Here is a 17176-nt window from a genome sequence, read left to right on the forward strand (position 1 = left end):
CGCGTCCTTGAAGGTCTGCACCGCGTCGGCCATCTGGCCGACCTCGTCCTTGCGACCCACCGCCGGCACTTCCACCGCGTGGTCGCCAGACGCCAGCCGGCCCATCGCGTCGGTCATCTTGGCGATCGGACCCGCGATCGCCCGGCTCAGCAGCCAGCCCATCAGGATCGAGAGCGCGATCGCCAGGCCCGCACCGGCCCATAGGGTGGCGTTGGCGAATTCCTGGCTCTGGTCTTGGCCCTTGGCGTCCTGCTTAAGGAGCTTGGCTTCCTGTTCGCCATAGGCCTTCAGCAGCGCGCGGATCTTGTTCAGGCGCCCCTTCTTGCCGAGCTTCTCCAGCGCTTCCGGCCGGGTGGCCGGGTCCTTGGCCAGGCTCACCTGTTCGTCCTGGTCGGCGAAGATGCCGTCCATCTCGGCCTTGATCGCGCCGGTCGTCGCCTTGTCCTCAGGCGCGGCCTTGATCCAGGCGGTCATGGCGGCGTCGTACTTGTCCTTCGCCGTGGCCACCGCCTTGAGGAAGCTCGCGTCGCCGGTGATCGCGAAACCGCGCACGCCGTTCATCCGCTCGATCAGCTGCAGCTCGACGTCGTGCGCCAGGTTGAGCTGGGCGACCTCCTCGTCATTGGCGACCACCGCCGCCTTGATGCTGTGCAGGTTCAGCGCCAGGCCCACGCACATCACGGTGACGATGGTCACCACCCCGGCGAAGCCGAGCGTGAGCTTCTTGGAGATGTTCAGGTCGTTGAGGGACATGAGGCGGCGTCTCGAAATCTGGTCCCGGCCAGCGGCGGCGGGATCTCGAGCGCCTCTTCCCAAATGCGGCTGAAATATTGGTTAAAGATGGGAAATATGGGAACCGGCGGCTAAGCGGCGAAGGGCTCCCCGCTGGCGACCAGCAGCACCCGCGCCGGCCCGGACGGCGCCAGCAGCACATAGCCGGAGGCCGCGTCGAAATAGACCCCGTCGCCCTTGGCGAGCGCCAGCGGGGCGTAGAGATGGCTGCGGAATTCGACCGCGCCTTCCAGCACCAGCAGATAGGCCTCGCCGGGGTGCGCCGCCGCCGCGCCATGGGCCTCCGCCGTGGCGGCCGTGACCTCGACAATCACCGGCGAGAAGCTCTTTGACAGCAGGTCCGCCGCCGCCGCCTGGCCCGCCGCCGGACCGACCCGCACCGGAGCGCCATCGCCGGTCTTGGTCACCGAGCGGCGGCCCGAGGGCGCGGCCGTTCCCTCCGCCTCGCGGGTCATCAGGCCTTCCAGGTCGACCTCCAGCGCGCGGCACAGGCGCACCAGCTTGTCGTAGTTCAGCGCGTTCTGGCCCAGCTCCACCCGCGACAGCGTGGAGATCGGCACGCCGCTCTCTTCGCTCAGTTGCGCCAGGCTCCAGCCGCGCGCCAGCCTCAGCTTGCGCAGCGCCGGTCCGAGCTTGTCTGAAAGTCGCGACCGCATCCCAGCCGATTCCCAATTCACGGTGAAGCTGGGAATCGTAGGCTGATTCCCGCTTTGGCACAGGCGGCCGCGGATCAGGCGAGGATGTTCAGCTGCTGGCCCAGCGGCGCCGCCGGGGTTTGGGACCCTGCGCCCGAGGCCTGCGACACGCCGGCCAGCGCGCCGCCGAGGGTGACAGCCGGCGTCTGGGTCCTAGGCGCGGACGGCGAGGCCAGATGGTCCTTGGCGTCGACGCCATAGGGGCCGTCCTTCGGGTGCGCCGGGTCGATGTGCTGCTTGGCGAGGTCGACCTCCGTGCAGTTCTTGCACGAGTAGCCGTTCACCGTGACCGGGTTCGGATAGTTGACGGTGGTCATCGTTCGCTCGGGCGGCGGACCTTTCGCGGCCCCATCACCCTAGCCCGGCAGTCTGAACAATTCGGTTATGGCGCCGCTTTCGCCGCGCGCAGGCGCTCGCCCGACGCCCAGGTCGCGTGCGTGCCCGAGGAAATCCGCTGCGGCAGCCGGAGGCGGCAGACGGGCCCGGCCGCGATATCCTTGGCGTCGATCAGCACGCACTCGGACGCGTCGGCCGCCATGTCGGTGACGAAGCTGACCAGATAGCCGTCGTCCTCGTCCGTCGCCCCGACGCGCGGCGCGAACGGCGCCTCTGACCCATAGCGGTGCTCGCCGAAGCTCAAGGACTGCGAGCCGCCGGTCTCCAGATCGTGCTTGACGATGCCGGTGAACAGGAACCACCCCGGCTTCGAGGTGGTGGAATAGAGGTAGCGGCCCCTGCGCCCGGCGACCCTTTGGTTGAACGAGCCGAACTCCAGGATCTGGTCGTCCAGCAGGCCTTCCGTCACCGCCCCGGTCTTCAGGTTGAAGCGCCAGCGGTAGAGCCTGGGCTTCATCGAGTGCTCGTCGAGATAGGCCATGATCTGGCCGAGCTTGGGCCCGTAGCCCGCCAGCGGCGGCGGCTGCGGGTCCTCCTGGAAATAGCCGTCCAGCACCACCTCATCGCCCTCCTCGTAGGCGTTCATGAAGTGCAGGACGAAGCAGGGCTTCGCCTCGAACCAGCGGATGTCTTCCGGCTGGCCAAACCGCGGCGCGATGGCGAACCGCGTCGGCAGGTCCCGATAGAACCGCGCCGCGTGATAGCCCTTGGGCAGCAGCTCCGGGTCCCAGAACAGCGGCAGGTCAGCGAAGATCGAGAACCGCTCCGTGAACGCCATGTCGTGCGGCAGGCGCGGCCCGGGCAGCGGGATCGGCACGTAGTGCTTCAGCCGGTTGTCGGCCCCCACGACGCCATAGTGCATGTAGGGCGCCTGCTTGGAATAGTTGAAGAACAGGAGCTCGCCGGTCGCCTCGTCCACCTTGGCGTGGGCCGAGATTCCCTCCGCCGGAACCCAATCCTCCGTACCCAGATTATCCAGCGTCAGCGGGTCCAGCCGGTAGCCCTCGCCGCACTGGTAGAAGGTCGAAAGGATCTTGCCGGCGTGCACCACCACGTCCGTGGACGACGAATCCTTCAGCGACCCCTGCGCGCCCCAACCCGGGCGTTTCGAGTTGGCGGGGTGCTCGGCCAGGCCGGCCCACAGCGCCTCGCCGGCCTGCGCCTCGGCCTCGAAGCCCTTGGTCCGCACGAAGCGGTTGCGGTAGCTGGCCTTGCCGTCCCGGAACGCCATGGCGTGGATCATCCCGTCGCCGTCGAACGGGTGATAGAAGCCGATCGGCGCATGCACCGGGTTTTCGGTGTTGCGCACATAGACCCCGTCGATGTCGCGCGGGATTTCGCCGCCGATGACCGCCAGGTCGGTGGCGTCATACTCCTCGAAGTTCGGCGTCCAGGCCCCGGTCATATAGGGGTGGTCGGTTTCGCCGAGCGTGGACGCGACGCGGTTGACCAGGGTCGTGGGCACGAAAGCCTCCTCTCGGGCGGGCCGCGGCACACTGGCGCCGAAACGCAAACCGGGCCAGCTTGCGGCCAGATTCAGCGAGGGTGAGGCGACCATGGTCAACCGGGACATCGATACGGACGCCGCCCAGGCGCACGAGATGTTCCAGTCCTTCGACTTCATGGAGGGCCTGCCGGTCACCGCGCCGGTGACGCCGGCGCGGCTGAGCCCGCAGGCCTTCCTGCAGCGGGTCTATCCGGGCGTCCTGGTGGCGATCACCATCGCGCTCGCCGCCGACTGGCTGGCCGGCCACTACAAGGCGCCGGTGATGCTGTTCGCGCTCTTGTTCGGCATGACCTTCCACTTCCTGCACGAGGAAGGCCGCTGCATCCCCGGCATCGAGTTCGCGTCCAAGGCCATCCTGCGCACCGGCGTCGCCCTCTTGGGCGCGCGGATCACGGTGGAGCAGATCGTGGCGCTGGGCCCCGTGCCGATCGCCATGGTGGTGGCCGGCGTCACCACCACGATCCTGATGGGCCTGCTGCTGGCCCGGGTGCTGGGCCTCAGCCGCAGCTTCGGCGTGCTGTCGGGCGGCTCCGTCGGCATCTGCGGGGCCTCGGCGGCGCTGGCCATCGCCTCGGTCCTGCCGAAGAACAAGGAGAGCGAGCGCGACGTGATCCTGGCGGTCGTGGTGGTCACCGGCCTCTCGACCATCGCCATGATCCTCTACCCGATGCTGGTGCCGATCATCGGCCTGGACAACGCGCGCGCCGGCTTCTTCCTCGGCGGCACCATCCATGACGTCGCCCAGGTGGTGGGCGCGGGCTACACCATCTCCCAGAAGACCGGCGACGTGGCGACCTATGTGAAGCTCCTGCGGGTGGCCATGCTGCTGCCGGTCGTGGGCACGATCGCGCTCGTCCTGTCGCGCGGCCGCGGCGGCGCATCGGGCGCCAAGGTGCCGCTCCCCTGGTTCCTGTTCGGCTTCGCCGCCCTGGTGGCGATCAACAGCCTGGGCTTCCTGCCCAAGGCGGCGGTGACCGGCGCCACCGACATCTCCCGCTGGCTGCTGGTCGTGGCCATCGCCGCGCTCGGCATGAAGACCTCGTTCAAGGCCCTAATCGCCGCCGGCTGGCGCCCCGTCGCCACCATGGTGCTGGAGACTCTGTGGATCGCGGGCCTCGTGCTCGGCATCGTCGAGTTCGCCACCTAGCCGGCAGGCGCCGTTCGCTCCGCGCCTACGGTTCCGCTTTTTCATTCGCAGAACGTCGCTACGAGAAGCCTTCGGAAATCATTTGTTGATAGGCAGTCCGGCGAGTTTCGAGGATTCCCCGTTCGGACATGCGGTTCCGGTCTATCAGCACCAAGCTCCTTGCCGGCCTCATCGCCTCGATGACGCTGCTGCTGCTTGTCGACACCGCGGTGACCTTCGCCGCCAACCGCCGCCAGGCCGAACAGCGCCAGGTCGCCGACCTCGCCCTCTACGTCCAGGAGCGCACCCGCACCGAGCAGGAGCTGTTCGACGCCTTGAGCGCCAAGCAGGCCGCCGCCAGCGATGCGCTCCGCCGCCGCCTTGCCCTGATGCGCCCGGGCCCGCAGGTCGACCGCCAGTTCGACGCCTGGTTCCCCGTCAAGGGCGACGGCTCGCGCCGCAGCCGCGACAGCCTCTACGACGGCGAACAGACTTCCGTCGGCGACTCGATCTACGGCGTCGGGGCCTTCATCGGCCGCGCCAACGACCTCACCGAGGACGAAAAGCGGGTGCTGACCGCCGCCACCCTGGTGGTCAACCGGGTCGGCGAGAGCGACCTCGCCAAGTTCGAGAACTTCTTCTTCCTGACGCCCAAGAACCGGCTGATCCTGTTCGCGCCGAACCGCGCCGAAAAGCTGACCTTCTTCCGCAAGACCGCGCCCGGCGACCTCGACTTCGACCACACCGACCAGAGCTCCTACCCGCTGCCGGCCAACGACCCCACGCGGCGGATGCGCTGCACGCCGCTGTCGCCGCTCCTGCAGGACAAGACCAAGCGGACCCTGATCTCCGGCTGCGTCAGCCCGGTCTATGTCGACGGCCGCTATGTGGGCGCCTGGGGCACCACGGTGATGGCCGGCTCGTACCTGACCCAGGTGCTGCACAACACGCCCAAGGGCGCGACAAGCCTGATCGCCTCGGACAAGGGCGAACTGGTCGCCTTCCCCGGCTTCACCGCGCCTCAGGCGCTGAACCGCGCTTCGGTGGCTGCGCTGGAGAAGACCTACGGCCTGGCGCCGCTGGTCGCGCGCATCCACGCCGACGGCAAGCCCTCCGGCGTCGTCGAGAGCCCCGACGGCAAGACGCTGGTCGCCTATGGGCGCCTGCAAGGCCCGCAGTGGATCCTGCTGGTGGCCTTCCCCAAGGCGACCGCGCTGTCGGAGTCCTGGTCGGCGCTGCTCTCCAACTTCGCCGGCAAGTTCCTGATCGTCGGCATCGGCGCGGCGATCCTGTTTGGCATGGTGCGCCAGCTGGTGATCCGCCCACTGCAGCTGCTGGGCGACCCGGACACCGAGCGCGCCGCGCCGGAAGCCGGCCGCGACGACGAGATCGGCCAGCTCGCCCGCACGCTGCGCGACGAGCGCCTGCGCGGCGACGAGATTCAGGCCGGCCTGGAAGAACGCGTGCTGGCCCGCACCGCCGAGCTGCGCCGCGCCAACGCCGCCAAGACCGACTTCCTGGCCAACATGAGCCACGAGCTGCGCACGCCGCTGAACGGCGTGGTCGCCGTCTCCGACCTGCTGGCCAGGGAACAGACCACCGACCGCGGCCGCCAGATGGCCGAACTGGTCCGCGCCTCCGGCCGCCTGCTGGAGCAGGTGCTGACCGACATCCTCGACATCTCGCGGATCGAGGCCGGCCAACTGCCGATCAACCTGGCGCCCTTCGACCTCGCCGCCTGCGTCGCCACCATCGCCGCCCTGCACCGCGCCAGCGCCGAGGCCAAGGGCCTGACCTTCACCGTCCACGTGGACGAGTCTGCCAATGGTTGGCGCCTCGGCGACGATGTGCGGATCAGCCAGATCCTGTCGAACCTGCTCTCCAACGCCGTGAAGTTCACCACTGAGGGCCAGGTCGCCCTGGACGTCGGCGTGGCCGGCGATGGCGCCATCCGGTTCACCGTCAGCGACACCGGCGTCGGCTTCTCCGCCGACTTCCAGGCCAAGCTGTTCAGCCGCTTCGAGCAGGCGGACGGCTCGATCACCCGCCGCTTCGGCGGCTCGGGCCTGGGCCTGGCGATCTCCAGCTCGCTCGCCGAAATGATGGGCGGGACGATCGAGGCGAAATCGGAACCGGGCCAGGGTTCGGTCTTCACCGTCACCCTGCCGCTCGAGGCGGTGGCCGCCCCGGAGGCCGCCGGCGGCGACGCGGAGATCGCCGGCCATGACCTGGGCGGCATGAAGATCCTGGTCGCCGAGGACCATCCGACCAACCGCACCGTCGTCTCCCTGATCCTGGAGCCGTTCGGCGTCGACCTGACGCTGGTGGAAGACGGCCGCCAGGCCGTCGAGGCCGTGGAGCGCGAGACCTACGACCTGGTCCTGATGGACCTGCAGATGCCGGTGCTGGACGGCCTGAGCGCCGCGCGCGAAATCCGCGCCCTGGAGGCGGCCCTGGGCCTGGCGCGCACGCCGATCGTGGCGCTCTCGGCCAACGCCTTGCCCGAGCACATCGCCGAGACCCGCGCCGCCGGCATGGACGAGCACCTCGCCAAACCGATCCGTCCCGACGCCCTGATCGCGCTGCTCAGCCGCGCCGAGGAGCTGAAGGCCAGCCAGGCCGCGTGAGCGCGTCAGGCGACGTGACAAAGTGGTCTGGCCCCGGCTCCTCAGGATGGGCTAACGTCGAGGCCTCTGTTCTGGGGCGACACATGGGGCTTAAGGTCACTCTTCCGCAGACGGTCGGCGCGGTTCTGGCGGCCTTCGCCTGCGCCGTCGGCGGCCCGGCCTGCGCCCAGGTGCTGCAGATCGGCGACGACGGCGCGGTCACCACCTACGCAGGCCCCGCCGTCTACACCTCCGAAGGCGTGACCTCTCTGATCCCGAAGGCAGCGCCGCAGACCGCCGCCCCGGCCGAGATCGCTCCCCTTGAAGTCTCCAGGGCCATCGACGAGGCCGCCCAGCGCCATGCGGTCAGCGCGCCGCTCGCCCAGGCCGTCGCCTGGGAGGAATCGCGCTTCCACCAGAACGTCATCTCGCCCAAGGGCGCGCTCGGCGTCATGCAGCTGATGCCCGACACCGCGCGCAGCCTCGGCGTCGACGCTAACGATGTCCGCGCCAACATAGATGGCGGAGTCGCCTATCTTTCGCATATGCTGCAGCTGTTCGAGGGCGATTTGCCCCGGGCGCTGGCGGCTTACAACGCCGGGCCAGGGGCCGTGCAGCGCTATGGCGGGGTCCCGCCATACGCCGAGACCAGGGCCTATGTACGCGCGATACTCGGACACCTTCCTACCGCCCCCATTGGCATTGGCAGCGGCGCCGCAGTGCGCGTGGAGTAAGCCATGAAAGCACGCGCGCCCCTGATCCTCGCTGCCGCCGTAGCCTACGCCGGCGCCGCCCATGCCCAGACGGGCGGCGATCCGGCCGGCTCCTCGCCGCTGCTCGCCGCGCTCGACTGGGTGCAGGGCACCCTGCTGGGCAACCTCGCCACCACCGCCGCGGTGATCGCCGTGGCCGCCGTGGGCTTCCTGATGCTCACGGGTCGGATGGACTGGCGCCGTGGCCTGACGGTGGTGATCGGCTGCTTCGTCATCTTCGGCGCCGTCTCCATCGTCGCCGGCATCCGCTCGCTGGCCGGAGGGCTGCACTAGCCATGGCGCGCCTGGCTTCCGATCCCGTCTTCGCCGCGCTCACCCGGCCGCAGATGATCGGCGGCGTCACCTATGCCTACGCGGTGTTCAACCTGATCGTCACCGTCGAGGCCTTCCTGATCACCCGCTCGTTCTGGGCGCTGGGCCTGGCCGCCGTGCTGCATGCCGCGGGCTATCTCGGCTGCCTGCGGGAGCCGCGGTTCTTCGACATCTGGATGACCAAGCTTCGCACCTGTCCGCGGGTGAAGAACTTCGGCTTCTGGCGCGGGAACTCCTACCGCCCATGAGCCAAGGCCCCGCCCACGACCGCTACGTCACCACCGGCGTCGCCAGGACCCTGGCGCCGCGCGAGGCCAGCGTCGGCGACCGCCTGCCCTACGCCGGCCACCTCGACGAGGTCACGATCCAGACCCGCGACGGCCTCTTGATCCAGACGCTGCACCTGGCCGGCTTCCCCTCCGAGACCGCGCCGGACGAAGAGCTGAACTATCGGAAGGCGATCCGCGAGACGGTCCTCCGCGGGGCCGCGTCGTCGCGGCTGGCCCTCTACCACCACGTGGTCCGCCGCCGGGTGACGCCCGCCTTCCCGGACGCCCCGGACGAGGGCTTCGCGGCGCGCCTCGACGCCGGCTGGCGCGAGCGGCTCGCGGGGCGGCGGCTCTACGTCAACGACATCTTCCTGACCCTGGTCAGGCGGCCCCTGCAGGGCGGCGCGGGCTTCCTCGAACGCCTGGTGAGGGCCCCCAACGCCAAGACCGCCGACCTAGACCGCGAGCTTCGCGCCCTGCACGCCGCGCGCGACGCCTTCGCCGCCGCGCTCGCCCCCTACGGCCCGCGCACGCTCTCGCTCTACGACGGGGCCGGCGGCGCGCGGCGTTCCGAGCCCGCCGAGTTCCTCAGCCTGATCCTCAACGGCGAGCTGAAGCCGATCCTGGCCCCCACCGGCGACATGGGCCACGCGCTGGCGGCGCGGCGCCTCTCCTTCGGCCTCGACGCCATGGAGTTCGGCCCGATGGCCGACGAGCCGGCGTTCGGGGCGATGATCTCGCTGAAGGACTACCCGGCCCGCACCGCGCCTGGCCTGCTCGACGGGGTCCTGCGGCTGCCGATGGAGCTGGTGCTGACCGAGAGCTTCGCCTTCGTCGAGCGCCAGCAGGCGCTGGACCGCATGGGCCTGGCGCTGCGGCGCCTCCGCGCCGCCGACGACGACGCCTACAGCCTGCGCTCCGAACTGGCCGAGGCGCGCGACGACGTGGGCGCCGGCCGCGCGGCCTATGGCGAGCACCACCTGACGATCCTCGCCAAGTCCGAAACGCTGGCCGAACTCGACGGCGCGGTCGCCGACGTGCAGTCGGCGCTGGCCGAAGCCGGCGCCATCGCGGTGCGCGAGGACACCAACCTGGAGCCCGCCTTCTGGGCCCAGTTCCCGGGCAATTTCAAATACATCTCGCGCCGCGCGCTGGTCTCCGCCGCCAATTTCGCCAGCCTCGCCAGCTTCCACAACCATCCGACCGGCCAGGCCGACGGCAACCACTGGGGCCCGGCCATCGCGGTGCTGGAGACCACGTCGTTCGGCCCCTACCACTTCAATTTCCACAACGCCGACCTTGGCAACTTCACGGTCATCGGCCCGTCGGGCTCGGGCAAGACCGTGCTCCTGACCTTCCTGCTGGCCCAGGCCGAGCGGCTGAAGCCCCGCATCGCCTATTTCGACAAGGACCGCGGCGCCGAGCCCTTCATCCGCGCCATCGGCGGCCGCTACGACGTGATCTCACCGGGCGAGCCCACCGGCTTCAACCCCCTGGCGCTCGCCGACACCCCCGCCAACCGCGCCTTCCTGGCCGACTGGCTGGGGCAGCTCCTGACCGTCGACGGCGGCAGCCTGGACGCCGAGGACCGGGCGATGATCGCCGAGGCCGTCGACGCCAACTACGCCCAGGCGCCCGGCCACCGCCGCCTGCGCTATCTGCGCGAGCTGTTCCGCGGCGCGCGCCGCCCGCACGCCGGGGACCTCGCCGCGCGGCTGGGCGCCTGGTGCGAGGGCGGCGAGCACGCCTGGCTGTTCGACAATGCGTCCGACCGCCTCGACATCGACGCCCGCATCCTGGGCTTCGACATGACCAGGATCCTCGACGCGCCGACCATCCGGACGCCCGCCATGATGTACCTGTTCCACCGCCTTGAGCAGCGGCTGGACGGCTCGCCCGCCATCATCGTCGTCGACGAGGGCTGGAAGGCGCTGGACGACGCGGTCTTCGTGCGGCGGATCAAGGATTGGGAAAAGACCATCCGCAAGCGCAACGGCATCGTCGGCTTCTGCACCCAGAGCGCGTCCGACGCCCTGGAAAGCCGCATCGCCTCGGCCATCGTCGAACAGGCCGCGACCCAGGTCTTCTTCCCCAACAGCCGCGCGCGGCCCGAGGACTATGTGCAGGGCTTCGGCCTCACCGAGCATGAGTTCGAACTGGTCCGCAACCTCCCAGACACCTCCCGCTGCTTCCTGATCAAGCGCGGCGACCACAGCGTCGTCGCCCGCCTCGACCTATCCGGCCTGGGCGGCGAACTCGCCGTGCTGGCCGGCACGGAGCGCGCGGTGCGGCGCCTCGAAGCCCTGCGCGGCGAACTGGGCGACGAGCCCGACGCCTGGCTGGAGCCCTTCATGACGGGAAGGAGCGCGGCATGACCCGGTCCTGCGAAGCTCCGCAAGGAGCGAAGTAGGATGGCCTCCTGCTCCAGCCTCGTCGGCCAAGGCGTGATCCGCGGCGTGCTGGGCGCCGTCGACTGCCAGACCCGCAGCTTCGCCGAGGCCGGCTATTCGTCGTTGACCTCGGCGTCCTCGACCTTCCAGGTCGGCCTGACCCTGCTCTTGACCATCTACGTCGCCCTGGTCGGCTACCGGATGCTGTTCGCCTCGGGCGGCGCGCGCCTCTCTGACGCGCCCGGCATCGCGCTGAAGATCGGCGCCATCCTGGCGTTGGTGACCAGCTGGGCCACCTTCCAGACCCTGGTCTTCGACCTCGCCGCCAAGGCGCCGGCCGAGATCGCCGCCGCCGTGGCCGCGCCCCTGCAGGCCAGTGGCGGGTCCTTGGCCGCCGATCCGGTGGGCGGCCTGCAGACCGCCTACGACGAGCTCGTCGCCGCCGCCGCGGCCTTCGGCAAGACCGCCGGCCCAGCGGCCCACGCCTATTCCAGCCCGGCCGCCTCGGCCGCCGAGTCGCTGTCGGCCGCGTCGGGCGTGCTGTTCATGACCACCGCCGGCGCCATCGCCGCCGCCACCCTGGCGATCGGGGTGCTGACCGCGGTCGGGCCGGTGTTCGTCGCGCTGTTCCTGATCCCGGCCACGCGGGGGCTGTTCATGGGCTGGGTGCGCGCGCTCGCCGCCGCCGCCATCGCGCCCCTGCTGAGCTGGCTGACCGTGGTCGTGATGCTGTCGGTGCTGGAGCCCTGGCTGGTGACGCTCGCCCAGGAGCGCGCCGACAACACGCTGGATCCCAACACCGCCATGAGCGTCGCCAGCCTGGTCTTCGTGTTCGGCGCCGGCCAGGCCGCCCTGCTGATCGCCGCCGGCGTCGTGGCCTTCGGCTTCCGCCTGCCGGGCGAGGCCGCCGCCCAACGCCCGGCGCCCAACACCCAGGCCCCGCAGCCGGTTCAGGTCATCGAGCCCGAGTCCCGCGCCCAGCGCCTGGCCTTCGACCTGCAGCGCGACCAGGCCGCCGCCGCCGCCCGCCTGCGTCCGATGCATCTCGCCACCGTCACCGCCGCCGCCACGAGCAGCGGGACCGCCGCCGGCCCGAGCTTCGCGCCCTCCGAGCGCCCGGCCCGTCTCGGCGACGCCTATCGCCGCCCGGCCGTCGCGCCGCGTCCAGCCGGAGGCCGCGCATGAGACCTGTCCTCGTCGCCGCCATCCTGGCCTTGAGCGCCGCCCCGGCGCTCGCCGTGGAGCCGCATCCCGGCCCCGGCGATCCGCGCATCTTCGAGGTGCAGTACGATCCCGGCGACGTGGTCGAGCTGAAGGGCGTGCTGGGCTACCAGTTCTCGCTGGAGTTCGATCCCACCGAACACATCGAGACGGTCGCCATCGGCGACGCGCTCGGCTGGCAGGTGACGCCGAACCGCAAGGCGAACCTGTTGATCGTCAAGCCGATGGCCAAGCGGCCCGACACCAACATGACGGTGGTCACCAACCAGCGCCGCTACAACTTCCAGCTCAGCGTGCGCGAGCATGCGCCGGCCAAGGCGATCCCCTACTCGGTGCGCTTTATCTATCCGCCGGTCGCCATGGCGGTGGTCGAGCCGCCGCCGCCCCCGCCGCCGCCGGTCGACCGCAACCACGCCTACAGCTACCAGGGCTCGACCAAGGCGCTGCCGACCCAACTGTTCGACGATGGCCAGTCGACCTATTTCGCCTTCGCCGCCGACGCCGACCTGCCGGCCATCTATGCGGTGGAGGCCGACGGCGGCGAGGCGGTGGTCAATTCGCACATGCTGGCCGGCTACACCGTCGTCGACCGCATCGCCCCGGGCTTCGTGCTCCGCCGCGGCGCCGAGGTGACCAAGGTGTTCAACGACGGCTGGAAGGGTCAGCAGACCAGCGCGCTCAGCCCCAAACCCCGAACCGCCGACAAGCCCTGGTGGCGCAGATGACCGACGAAACCCCCGACACCGAGCTCAGCGAAGTCTACGAGCGCGCCCACTGGGTGCGGCCGCAGGTGAGCCAGCCCTCCTCGCCCTGGACCGTGGTGCTGGGGGTCGGCGGCGCCTGTGTCGTGGGCCTGGCGGTGTTCACCTCGCTCTCGCATGCCCGCGAAGCCAAGGCCTCGACCCAGAAGCCCGCCGTGGCGTCCAACGTCGCGCCGGGCTGGGCGCCGGGTCTGCAGAAGATCATGGACCAGCCCGCGCCGCCGTCCATGGCGGGCGCCGCGCCCAGTCCCCCGCCGCCCGTCGCCGCGCCGCAGGCGACGCTGCTGCCGCCACCTTCGCAGACCGACCTGCCGGAGACTCATTGGAAAGCGCCCGCCGTGGTCGTCGACCTGAGCGAAGGCCCAAGCGCCGCCCCCGCCGCCTTCCGCCTCGCCCAGGCCGGCGCGCCGACTCCGGCGGCCGGAACCCCGACGCCCGGCGTCGCCGGCGCGCCCGAAAACGCCGTCTCGGCGGAGGAGCGCTTCGCCGCCCGCGTCTCCGGCGCCGGCGCCGAGACCGCCCGCGCCACCCAGATGCGCAACGTCTCCCGCGTGGTGCCGCAGGGCTTCGTGATCCCCGCGGTGCTGGAGACCGCCATCGACAGCGACCTGCCGGGCTCGGTCCGCGCGGTGGTCAGCCGCGACGTGCGCGGCTTCGACGGCAGCCAGGTGCTGATCCCGCGCGGCTCGACCCTGATCGGCCAGTACAAGTCCGCCGCCGCCATCGGCCAGACCCGCGCCTTCGTGGTCTGGTCACGGATCATCACGCCCACCGGCGTCTCCATCGACGTGGGCTCGCCCGCCACCGACCAGCTCGGCCGCGGCGGCCTGGAGGGCAAGGCCGACACCCACTTCTTCCAGCGCTTCGGCGCCTCGATCCTGCTCTCGGTGATCTCGGGCGGCATCGACGCGGTCGCCAGCCGCAACGGCGGCACGACCAATGCGCTGGTCATCGGCTCGCCCACCCAGGCCCAGAACGTCGCCTCCATCGCGCTGCAGAAGCAGATCGACATCCCGACCACCATCCGCGTGGCCCAGGGCGCGGCGGTGCAGGTCTCCGTCGCCCGCGATCTCGACTTCACCGGCGTCGCGCCGATCGGACGCTAGGATGTCCGCGGGCGTCTACCTTGAGGCCTATCTCACGCCGCTGGCGCCCTGGCTGTCGCGGCCCGACGTCACCGACGTGCTGATCAACCGCCCGGGCGAGGTCTGGATCGAGACCGCCGACGGGACCATGAGCCGCGAGCCCGCCGACCAGCTCACCGAAGTGGCGCTGACCCGCCTCGCCCGCCAGATCGCCGCCGCCAGCCACCAGGGCGTCAACCGCGAACAGCCCCTGCTTTCCGCCACCCTGCCGGACGGCGCCCGCGTCCAGGTGGTCTCGCCGCCCGCCACCCGCGGCGGCCTGGCCATGGCGGTGCGCAAGCACCTGATCAGCGACATGAGCCTGGACGAGCTCTCCCGCGACGGCCTCTTCGAAGCCGCCGCCCGCACCGACCCGGCCCGCGACGCCGCCGCCAACGCCGACCTGGAAGCCCTGATCGATCCAAAGAACGGGCATGCCGACCTGATCGGCTTCCTCAAGCTCGCCGTGAAGCGCCGCAAGACGGTGGTGATCTCCGGCGGCACCGCCAGCGGCAAGACCACGCTGCTCAATGCCCTGGTGAAGGAGATCGCCCGTTCCGAGCGCCTGGTCGTCATCGAGGACGCGCCGGAGATCCGCCTGGACCACCCCAACGCCGTCGGCCTGGTCGCCGTGCGCGGCGAGCTCGGCGAGGCCCAGGTCGACGCCGACACCCTGTTGGCCGCCGCCCTTCGGCTGCGCCCCGACCGCATCCTCTTGGGCGAGCTGCGCGGCCGCGAGGCCTTCGCCTGGCTGCGCGCCGTCAACTCCGGCCATCCGGGCTCGATCACCACGGTCCACGCCGACAGCCCGGCCGGCGCGCTCGACCAGATCGCGCTGCTCGCGCTCACCTCCGGCATCGACCTCGGCTGGGACAAGGTCCGCACCTACGTCGAGCGCGTCGTCGACGTCGTCGTCCAGCTCGACCGCACCAATGGCGCGCGCCGCCTCACCGAAGTGCTCTTCCGGCCCGGCCGCAGCGCTGATTGAACCAAACAAGAAGAACCACGGACGGACACAGACGCACACGGACCCGCCATGCCCTTCGCGAGCGCCGCTCGCCTTCCGATCATCGGCGGAGCCTATCGGAAGATGGCCTTCGGCCTTTCAAGCGGCAGGACGCGTCCGTGTGCGTCTGTGTCCGTCCGTGGTTGAATCCTTCTTCCGTGCTCTTCCGCGGTTCCCTTCGAGACCGCCTAGCGGGTCCCGTACATCCGGTCGCCCGCGTCGCCGAGGCCCGGCAGGATGTAGCCGTGGTCGTTCAGCCGCTCGTCCACCGCCGCGGTCCAGATGCGCACGCCCGGATGGTGGCCCTGGAACTTGGAGATCCCCTCCGGCGAGGCCAGCAGACAGGCCATGCGGATATCGCGCGCCCCGGCCTCCTTCAGCCGGTCGACGGCGGCGATGGCGGTGTTGCCGGTGGCCAGCATGGGGTCGATGACGATCACCTGGCGGTCCGCCAGATCGGCCGGCGCCTTGAAGTAGTATTCCACGCACTCCAGCGTCGCCGGGTCGCGGTAGAGGCCCACATGCGCCACCCGCGCCGCCGGGACCAGGTCCAGCATGCCGTCGAGCATCCCCATGCCTGAGCGCAGGATCGGCGCGAACACCAGCTTCTTGCCGGCCAGTTGCGGCGCGGTCATCGCCTGCATCGGCGTCTCGATCTCGACGCTCTCCAGCGCCAGGTCGCGGGTGACCTCGTAGCAGAGCAACGCGCCGATCTCCTTCAGGAGCTGACGGAAGCTCTTGATCGAGGTGTCCTTCTTCCGCATCAGCGTCAGCTTGTGCTGCACCAGCGGGTGGTCGACGACGGTGACGCCTTTGATGGCCATGGCTTCCCTCTAGAAAACGGTGCCGTCGCTGATGACGGCGATCGGCGGCCCGCCGTCGGCGCGCAAGCTCTTGGCGATCCGCCGCCCCGCCGCCCAGGTGCCGCCCTCCAGCACGCGGGCCAGCGGGAAGGCCTCGGCGGTGACGCCCAGGCGTTCGCGGACCATCGGCGCGATCTTGTCGAGCAAGGCCACGGTCAGCGCCCGCCAGCCCACGACCAGGGTCCCCTCGACCGGATGCCGGCGCCCGGCGTCGCCCGGGTCGGCCAGGCTCAGGACGCCGGTGTCGAAGAAAAGGCCGCCGTTGCGGTATTCCGCCAGCCCGGTCAGCCCGTCGATGTCCGTCACCGCGATCCCGGCGGCCTCCAGCGGCTCGATCAGCGAATAGGAGAGCCACTGCGAAAGCTTGTGGATCGGCATGTAGCCGTCGGTCACGTCGTCGCGCTTGATCGCGGGATGCCGCCAACAGTCGCCGAGCGGCACGCCGGCCAGGCTCAGCCGCCCCGGCCAGATCGGCCCCAGCGCCTGCAGCAACACCTCCAGGATCACCGGCGCCGGCAATCTCCCATCCACCGCGCGGGCGGCCATCACGTCGAACAGATCGCCCGGCCGCCCCACCGCCGCCCCAAGGGCGCGCAGCAGAGCCGCGCGGCCCTCCAGGCCCACCAGCGGATTGTCGGCGCCGGCCTGGAAGCCCGTCGCCAGCACTTGCGCGGTCACGCCGGTCAGGCTGTCGGCCCGCAGGGGATCGCTCGGCTCCGCCGACAGCGCACCTGACTCGAACAGCCGGAAGGACGCGATGCCCAGGCCCTCCGAACGGCTGAGCGTCGCCCCGGTCTGCTGATCGCGGTAGCGCCAGTCCATGCCCGCCCCGGCATCCAACAGCACCGAGGTGATCGCCAGGTCGAACGCCGCGCGCGCCCGGTCGGCGGGCTCGCGCCAGCCGCCGTCCAGCTCGGCCCAGAGGTCACGACCCGCGACAATGAAATGCCGCCACCGCGCGTGGAATGGAACCTTGAGGTCCGGATAGGCGTCCCGCACCACCTCCGCCGTCAGGTCGGCGGCGGCCTCCAGCCTCGCCGGATCGACCCGCCATTCGGCGACCTCGCCCGCCAGCGCCGCGGCCAGCATCTCGTGCGACCGCTCGCGCACCGCATGGGCGGATAGCAGTGATCTCGCCGCCAGTGTGTCTGCGCTGTTCGACATCAATCCAAATCTAAGCTCGTCATCCTCGGGCTTGTCCCGGGGATCCATGGTTCAGCCGCCGCTTGCCGTCGATCATGGGCCGCGCCGCGCGGCCCACACCCACCACCTCGCCGCCGAGGGATGGATCCCCGGGACAAGCCCGAGGATGACGAGCAAGAAAATGGCGGCCGA

Annotated in this window: 16 protein-coding genes; 10 read left to right on the forward strand and 6 right to left on the reverse strand. The window is 70.6% G+C overall.

What is annotated here, in order from left to right; genetic code table 11:
* The 4 genes from VKQ35_RS20905 to VKQ35_RS20920 form a co-directional block, all read right to left on the reverse strand.
* Positions 1-753: HAMP domain-containing protein (locus VKQ35_RS20905; RefSeq protein WP_324364748.1), on the reverse strand; the 753-nt coding region annotated here is incomplete at its 3' end.
* A gap of 110 nt (positions 754-863) precedes the next feature.
* The gene (locus VKQ35_RS20910) at positions 864-1448 is read right to left on the reverse strand and encodes an XRE family transcriptional regulator (protein WP_324364750.1); all 585 of its coding nucleotides are present in this window, start codon (positions 1446-1448) and stop codon (positions 864-866) included.
* Positions 1449-1522: 74 nt separating this feature from the next.
* Positions 1523-1804 (reverse strand): hypothetical protein, encoded by a 282-nt coding sequence (locus VKQ35_RS20915; RefSeq protein WP_324364752.1) that lies wholly within the window; start codon positions 1802-1804, stop codon positions 1523-1525.
* 65 nt (positions 1805-1869) lie between these two features.
* Positions 1870-3348, reverse strand: a complete 1479-nt coding sequence (locus VKQ35_RS20920) for a carotenoid oxygenase family protein (RefSeq protein ID WP_324364755.1) — start codon at positions 3346-3348, stop codon at positions 1870-1872.
* A gap of 91 nt (positions 3349-3439) precedes the next feature.
* Here VKQ35_RS20920 and VKQ35_RS20925 point away from each other — a divergent pair, with 91 nt between their 5' ends.
* The 10 genes from VKQ35_RS20925 to virB11 all read left to right on the forward strand — a co-directional run bounded on the left by VKQ35_RS20925 (position 3440) and on the right by virB11 (position 14960).
* Entirely contained in the window at positions 3440-4537 is a 1098-nt protein-coding gene (locus VKQ35_RS20925) for a YeiH family protein (RefSeq protein ID WP_324364757.1), read from the forward strand.
* 128 nt (positions 4538-4665) lie between these two features.
* Positions 4666-7143: an ATP-binding protein gene (locus VKQ35_RS20930; protein WP_324364759.1), complete on the forward strand. Its 2478-nt coding sequence runs from the start codon at positions 4666-4668 to the stop codon at positions 7141-7143.
* Between the two features lie 83 nt (positions 7144-7226).
* Positions 7227-7856 (forward strand): lytic transglycosylase domain-containing protein, encoded by a 630-nt coding sequence (locus VKQ35_RS20935; protein ID WP_324364761.1) that lies wholly within the window; start codon positions 7227-7229, stop codon positions 7854-7856.
* 3 nt (positions 7857-7859) lie between these two features.
* Positions 7860-8168: a TrbC/VirB2 family protein gene (locus VKQ35_RS20940; RefSeq protein WP_324364763.1), complete on the forward strand. Its 309-nt coding sequence runs from the start codon at positions 7860-7862 to the stop codon at positions 8166-8168.
* 2 nt (positions 8169-8170) lie between these two features.
* Complete coding sequence (locus VKQ35_RS20945; protein WP_324364764.1) at positions 8171-8455, forward strand: type IV secretion system protein VirB3; 285 nt, start codon at positions 8171-8173, stop codon at positions 8453-8455.
* Complete coding sequence (locus tag VKQ35_RS20950; protein ID WP_324364767.1) at positions 8452-10851, forward strand: VirB4 family type IV secretion system protein; 2400 nt, start codon at positions 8452-8454, stop codon at positions 10849-10851. Before VKQ35_RS20945 ends, VKQ35_RS20950 begins: the two co-directional genes overlap by 4 nt.
* 36 nt (positions 10852-10887) lie before the next feature.
* A complete protein-coding gene (locus VKQ35_RS20955) occupies positions 10888-12051 on the forward strand; it encodes a type IV secretion system protein (protein ID WP_324364769.1) in 1164 nt (387 codons plus the stop codon).
* Positions 12048-12812, forward strand: coding sequence for a TrbG/VirB9 family P-type conjugative transfer protein (locus tag VKQ35_RS20960; RefSeq protein WP_324364771.1), 765 nt, complete (start codon positions 12048-12050; stop codon positions 12810-12812). The genes VKQ35_RS20955 and VKQ35_RS20960 overlap by 4 nt, the downstream gene beginning before the upstream one ends.
* Positions 12809-13954 carry a type IV secretion system protein VirB10 gene (gene virB10 / locus VKQ35_RS20965; protein WP_324364773.1) on the forward strand — a complete coding sequence of 382 codons (1146 nt, stop codon included), beginning with the start codon at positions 12809-12811 and terminating at the stop codon, positions 13952-13954. Before VKQ35_RS20960 ends, virB10 begins: the two co-directional genes overlap by 4 nt.
* Before the next feature lies 1 nt (position 13955).
* Positions 13956-14960, forward strand: a complete 1005-nt coding sequence (gene virB11, locus VKQ35_RS20970) for a P-type DNA transfer ATPase VirB11 (protein ID WP_324364775.1) — start codon at positions 13956-13958, stop codon at positions 14958-14960.
* Positions 14961-15166: 206 nt separating this feature from the next.
* On the opposite strand, the gene upp is transcribed toward virB11, so the two are convergent.
* Together upp and VKQ35_RS20980 are read right to left on the reverse strand one after the other, a co-directional pair.
* Positions 15167-15796 (reverse strand): uracil phosphoribosyltransferase, encoded by a 630-nt coding sequence (upp, locus tag VKQ35_RS20975; protein ID WP_324364889.1) that lies wholly within the window; start codon positions 15794-15796, stop codon positions 15167-15169.
* A 15-nt stretch (positions 15797-15811) separates the two neighbouring features.
* A complete protein-coding gene (locus VKQ35_RS20980; RefSeq protein ID WP_324364777.1) occupies positions 15812-17005 on the reverse strand; it encodes a DUF1688 family protein in 1194 nt (397 codons plus the stop codon).
* Positions 17006-17176 lie beyond the last annotated feature (171 nt).

This window comes from Phenylobacterium sp. (genome assembly GCF_035309685.1).
Classification (GTDB): Bacteria; Pseudomonadota; Alphaproteobacteria; order Caulobacterales; family Caulobacteraceae; genus Phenylobacterium.